The organism is Bradyrhizobium sp., from assembly GCF_049581145.1.
Classification (GTDB): Bacteria; Pseudomonadota; Alphaproteobacteria; order Rhizobiales; family Xanthobacteraceae; genus Bradyrhizobium.
This window is the reverse complement of record NZ_JBAURI010000085.1, coordinates 1-5,698: the sequence shown is the minus strand read 5'-3', so window position 1 is coordinate 5,698 and position 5,698 is coordinate 1. Positions and strand designations below refer to the sequence as shown.

The following is a 5,698-nucleotide window of genomic DNA, read 5'->3' as shown; positions in this document are numbered from 1 at the left end:
ATTCGACACCGTCCTTGAATCGCTTGCCGACCATCTGCTGGTAGCCGCCCGGCAATCTGGCGATCACTTCGTCGGCCTGGCTGCGCGCCGCGGCGCGCGCGATGCGGGCCCGGTCAGCGCGGGCGGCGATCTTGCCGACCGCGATATTGTCGCCGGCGCTGAGGCTGTAGCGGACGAAATCCTGGAAAATGACCCCCATGTTGCCGCGTAGCACCTCCAGGTCGTATTCGCGCAGGTCATGGCCATCGAGCAGGATCCGGCCTTCAACCGGATCATAGAGCCGTGCCAGCAGCTTCACCAAGGTGGTCTTGCCGGCGCCGTTTTCACCCACCAAGGCGAGTATTTCGCCGGCGTGCAGCGTGAAGCTCAGATGGCGTACCGCCCATCGCTCCGAGCCGGGATAGCGAAATCCGACATCTTCGAACTCAAAGCCGCGCTCGATCGGGTCTGGAAATCGCCTCGGATTGGGCGGTGACAGGATTTCCGGCTCGACCTCGAAAAATGAAAACAGGTCGTTGAGATAGAGCGCCTGGCCGGCCGTGCTCGAAAAACTCGTCAGCAGGCCTTCCAGAAGGCTGCGCAAGCGCAGGAACGAACCCGCCAGGAAGGTCAGATCGCCGACGGAGAACCTTCCCGTCAGTGTGCTCCACGTGATGTAGGCATAAGCCAGATAATACGCCGCGGTTCCGATCGCGGTGAACAGTCCTCCCCAGCCGGCGCGCCGCAACGCCAGCCGGCGGTTTGCCGCGTAAAAGTCGGTCGCAAGACGAATGTATCGGTCCGTCAGGAAGCCGTTGAGGCCGAAGATCTTCACCTCCTTTGCGGTTTCCACGCTGGCCGCAGTCTGCCGCACATAATCGAGTTCACGGCGCTCCGGAGTGCGGACAAAATCGAGCGAATAGCTTTGCGCGTTGAAGTAGGCCTCGCCGATGAAGGCCGGGACCAGGGCCAGAAGCAGCAGGACGATCAGCCAGGGCGCGTAGAACACCAGACCGGCGGCAAAACTGGCGACCGTCACGACATCCTGCGCCTGGCTGAAGAGCAGTCCCATCAGGGTCATTCTCCCGCTGGTTTGCCGGCGGGCCCGCTCGAGCTGATCCTGAAATTCGGAGTCCTCGAAGTCCTCCAGATCCAGCTTTGCGGCGTGCTCCATCAGTCGTACGCTTGAAGCGTTGGTCACGCGCTCCGAAAGCAGGCCGTCGATCAGCGAGACGACGCGCCCAAGGACGTCCGCCATCACCGCCAGCGCAAGTTCGAAAGATAGCAGCAGGATCAGCCAGCTCAACAGGCCGCTGCCGAGCCATGCCGAAAGCGTTGGCGGCTTGACCGGCGCCTGCACCAGCATCACCACTTGATCGATGATGAGCTTGCCGACATAGAGCGTGACGACCGGCAAGACCGCACGAACCAGCCGCAACGCCAGCGACGCCGCCGTGAGTGCGCGGCTGGTGTGCCAGACCATTGTCAGGAATGGACGCAGATTCCTCAGCGCACCGACACGCTCCTTGAGAGAGGCGCGAGCATTGGAAGTGGGTTGTCTAACGGGGGGCGCCATGATGGTCGCCGCAGGTTCGGATCACCGCAACTTGCCCCGTGCCGCCACCGGCAGCACGTCGATGATTTCATCGCCGCGCACCATCACCACTTCGTCCATCATGTTGACGACGACGCAGACGTGATTGGGCACGATCCGAACGACGTCGCCGACATTGGGCCGCGTGTTGCTGCGGGTGAGATCAAGGAAGCCGTGCTCCTCGGCGAACCGAGCGATCCTGGCCTCGGGGTGTTCCAGGATGAGGCCAAATCCATCCAGCCCACCGCCAGCATCCGACGTCAGCGTCTTCGAGCCGGCGTCCAGAATGCCGCGATCGGGGGCGGCGCGGCTGACCACGGTCGCATAGATGCTCAATGCGCAATCCTCCCAGTCGGCGACCCCGGCCGCGACCTGCATGCGGTCGTTATAGATGTAGGTGCCGGGCCGGTGCTCGGTGGCGCCCCTGAGCTTGCCGAGATTTTTCAGGTTCGGCGAGCCGCCGGTCGAGACCATCGCGGCGTCGAGCCCATGCGCGCGCACACCGGCCAGCGCCTCGTCGTAGAATGTCTGCGCCTCGGTCCAGCCGGTTTCGGTCGGGTAGAGCATGAAGCCGGCAAAGCTCAGCCCCTCCAGGCCAGCGATCTGGCGCGCCAGCGCGACCGCCTCGGTCGGTGTCTCGACGCCGGCGCGCTTGCGTCCGGTATCGCATTCGACCACGACCGCGAGCTTCCGGCCGGAGAGTTTGGCGGCTTGCGGCAGTCCGGCGATCACGGTCGGATTGTCGGCGGCAACCGTCATGCCGGCCTTGGCCTGCAGCGCGGCCAGCCTTGCCATCTTCTCCTCGCCGATCAGATTGTAGCTGATCAGGATGTCGTCGATGCCGGCATCGGCCATTACCTCGGCCTCGCCGAGCTTCTGGCAGGTGATGCCCTTGGCGCCGGCCGCGATCTGCATCTTGGCAAGCAGCGGGCTCTTGTGGGTCTTGATATGCGGCCGGTTGGCGACGCCTACCGCCTCGCACGCCGCCTGGATTCGCGCGATGTTGCGCTCGACCTTGTCCATGTCGATGACCGCGGCAGGTGTGCCGTACTCGCGGGCGATTTTGGCGGCAAGTGGTGTTGTCATATGGCGACTCCAGTTCGGCCTCATCCTTGTCATCGCGAGCCCACCGGTCGCCGCGAAGCGCCGCCCGATGATAAACTCCGCGAAGCAATCCATCTATCCAAGGAAGAATGGATTGCTTCGTCGTTGGAGCCTGTCGTCGGGCTCGCCGAAGGCGAGACCCGTTGGCTCCAAGCAATGACGGCAAAAAATTGGCTTACGGCTTAAGCCTGTTCAATCTCTTCGCGCAGCACTTCGAGCTCCAGCCAGCGGTCTTCGGCGGTGGCGAGCTCAGCCTGCGCCCTGGCGATAGCGGCGGACGCCGCATCGAACTTCTTGCGATCCTTCTGGTAGAGGTTGGGATCGTCAAGCCATCGTTGCTGTTTGGCGATCTCGGCCTGCAATTTGGCGATCGTCTTCGGCAAGGTTTCCAGCGCGTGCTTTTCGTTGAAGTTCAGTCGTCGTTTTGATGTTGCAGAGGGTGCGGCTCCTGGCGTCGAGCCCTTCGGCTCTCTTTTGTTTTCGGCTGCGAGAGCCTTTGCCGCGTCGCGCTTCAAATCCGCGCCGCGCTGTGCCAGCATGTCCGTATAGCCGCCGGCATATTCGATCCATTGGCCGTTGCCCTCGGGCGCGATCACCGAGGTCACCACCCGATCAAGGAAGTCGCGGTCATGGCTGATCAGGATCACCGTGCCCTCGTAGTCGCCGAGCATGTCTTCCAGCACATCGAGGGTTTCGAGATCGAGATCGTTGGTCGGCTCGTCCAGCACCAAGAGGTTCGACGGCTTTGCCAGCGCGCGCGCCAGCATCAGCCGGCCGCGCTCGCCGCCCGACAGCACTTCCAGAGGCGTGCGCATCTGCTCCTGCGCGAACAGGAAATCCTTCATGTAGCTGACGACATGCTTCGGCTTGCCTCCGACCATGACGTGATCGCCGCGGCCGCCGGTCAGAGCCTCGGCCAAGGTCGATTTCGGATCGAGGCTTTCGCGATGCTGGTCCAGTGTCGCCATCTCCAGATTGGCGCCGAGCCGGATCATGCCGCTGTCAGGCGCCTCGGCCCCGGTCAACAGATTGACCAGCGTGGTCTTGCCGGCGCCATTCGGGCCGACGATGCCGATGCGGTCGCCGCGCTGGACGCGGATCGAGAAGCCATCGACGATGCTGCGCTCGCCATAGGCCTTGCAGACGTTTTTGGCCTCGATCACCAGCCGGCCGGATTTGTCGGCTTCTGCCGCGGCGAGGTTGGCCGTCCCGGCCGCGCCGCGATAGTTGCGCCGCTGGTCGCGCAGCGCATGCAGATTGCCCAGCCGCTTGACGTTGCGCTTGCGCCGGCCGGAGACGCCGTAGCGCAGCCAGTGCTCCTCGTTGACGATTTTGCGATCGAGCTTGTGCTGCTCGCGTTCTTCCTCCGCCAGCACCTCGTCGCGCCAGCCCTCGAACGCGGCGAAGCCGCGGTCGATCTGCTTGATCTGGCCGCGGTCGAGCCAAGCCGTCGCGCGCGACAGATTGGTGAGGAAGCGCCGGTCATGGCTGATCAGCACCAGCGCGCTGCGGCGGCCGTTGAGCTCACTCTCCAGCCATTCGAGGGTCGGCAGATCGAGATGGTTGGTCGGCTCGTCCAAGAGCAGGATGTCGGGCGAGGGCGCCAGCACCCGCGCCAGCGCCGTGCGGCGCGCCTCGCCGCCGGAGAGATGGGCCGGATCCTCATCGCCGTGCAGGCCAAGCTGCTCCAGCAGCGCGCGCGCCGGATGCTGGTCGTCACCGGGACCCAAGCCCGCCTCGACATAGGCCAGCGTGGTGGCGTGGCCGGAAAAATCCGGCTCCTGCGGCAGATAGCGGATGGTGGCGCCGGGCTGCACGAAGCGGCTGCCACGATCGGGTTCGACCAGGCCGGCCATGATCTTCAACAGCGTCGATTTGCCCGAGCCATTACGGCCGATCAGGCAGACGCGCTCGGATTGTGAGACCGACAGTTCGACGCCCGACAACAGCGGTGTGCCGCCAAAGGTCAGCGCGATGTCCTTCAACTGGATCAGCGGCGGCGCCATGCTGTCAGCTCTGGCTCGGCACGCGCTGTTCCGCGCGGCGGCGGTCGATGCGGCGGATGGTCTGGTCAAGCGTCGCCAGGAACGCCGAGCGGTCGCGCGCGGCGAAGGATTTCGGACCGCCGGTCACCTCGCCGGAGGAGCGCAGATCAGTCATGAGATTACGCACCGCGAGAGTCATGCCGATCGATTGCTCCGAGAACGGCTTGCCATTCGGCGCGATCACCTCGGCGCCTGCTTTGACGCAGCGGCTGGCAAGTGGAATATCCGCCGTGATGACGATGTCGCCGGGGCCGGCGCGCTCCGCGATCCAGTCATCGGCGGCGTCCATGGCGGAGCCCGCGGCGACGCGCTCGATCAGCGGGTCCTGCGGCACGCGGATGAACTGCCCGGCGACCACGCTGACCGGCAGCCCATGGCGGACAGCGACGCGATATATCTCGTCCTTGACCGGGCAGGCGTCGGCATCGACGTAAATGCGGATGGTATTTTGGGTTGATGTCATCGGGTCTCGGTGGCTCGAACGGTAGCCAGCATGTACGCCATCATATGCAGAAATGCGAGGGTAACACGGCTTGCCACGGCGGTTCCTTTGCGTACGATTGCGCGGAAAGACATGAAAAATGCAGGAAATGAAGGACAGCACGTATGAGCAGCCGGCTCGAAGCCTACCGCGTCTCGGCCTACAACACCTCAAAACAGTCCGAGAACAAGATCCACGACGACACGGTGGCGCGAAAATATGGTTTTTCGGGCGGTCTGGTGCCGGGCGTCGACGTCATGGCCTACATGCTGCACATGCCGGTTGCGCGATGGGGTCGCGCCTTCCTGGAACGAGGCCTGATCGAGGCGCGCTTCGTCAAGCCGGTCTATGACGGCGAGGTCGCCGAGGTGGCGGCCGACGAGGCCCAGGGCGTGCTGACGATCGAGGTCACAAGCCACGGCGAATCGTGCGCTACCGGGAGCGCGTCGCTGCCGGCGTCGGCGCCGGCAGTTGCGCTGGGCGATTTCAGCGCGG

The 5,698-nt window shown here is 64.4% G+C and carries 4 protein-coding genes and 1 pseudogene; 1 reads left to right on the top strand and 4 read right to left on the bottom strand.

Annotated elements, in window-relative coordinates:
• From WCB02_RS02450 to WCB02_RS02435, 4 genes are all read right to left on the bottom strand, one after another.
• Positions 1–1,462: ATP-binding cassette domain-containing protein (locus WCB02_RS02450; protein WP_423955990.1), on the bottom strand; the 1,462-nt coding region annotated here is incomplete at its 3' end.
• 114 nt (positions 1,463–1,576) lie between these two features.
• Positions 1,577–2,659: a D-TA family PLP-dependent enzyme gene (locus WCB02_RS02445; protein ID WP_423955987.1), complete on the bottom strand. Its 1,083-nt coding sequence runs from the start codon at positions 2,657–2,659 to the stop codon at positions 1,577–1,579.
• Positions 2,660–2,859: 200 nt separating this feature from the next.
• Positions 2,860–4,683 carry an ABC-F family ATP-binding cassette domain-containing protein gene (locus tag WCB02_RS02440; protein ID WP_423955985.1) on the bottom strand — a complete coding sequence of 608 codons (1,824 nt, stop codon included), beginning with the start codon at positions 4,681–4,683 and terminating at the stop codon, positions 2,860–2,862.
• 4 nt (positions 4,684–4,687) lie between these two features.
• Complete coding sequence (locus WCB02_RS02435; protein WP_423955983.1) at positions 4,688–5,185, bottom strand: YaiI/YqxD family protein; 498 nt, start codon at positions 5,183–5,185, stop codon at positions 4,688–4,690.
• Between the two features lie 143 nt (positions 5,186–5,328).
• Between WCB02_RS02435 and WCB02_RS02430 the strand changes: the two are divergent.
• A pseudogene (locus WCB02_RS02430) lies at positions 5,329–5,698 on the top strand (hypothetical protein); the annotation flags it as partial.

Bases quoted from the DNA above. Each gene is read 5' to 3' on its own strand.
- WCB02_RS02445 (WP_423955987.1), bottom strand. From the start codon at position 2,659: ATGACAACACCACTTGCCGCCAAAATCGCCCGCGAGTACGGCACACCT.
- WCB02_RS02440 (WP_423955985.1), bottom strand. From the start codon at position 4,683: ATGGCGCCGCCGCTGATCCAGTTGAAGGACATCGCGCTGACCTTTGGC.
- WCB02_RS02435 (WP_423955983.1), bottom strand. From the start codon at position 5,185: ATGACATCAACCCAAAATACCATCCGCATTTACGTCGATGCCGACGCC.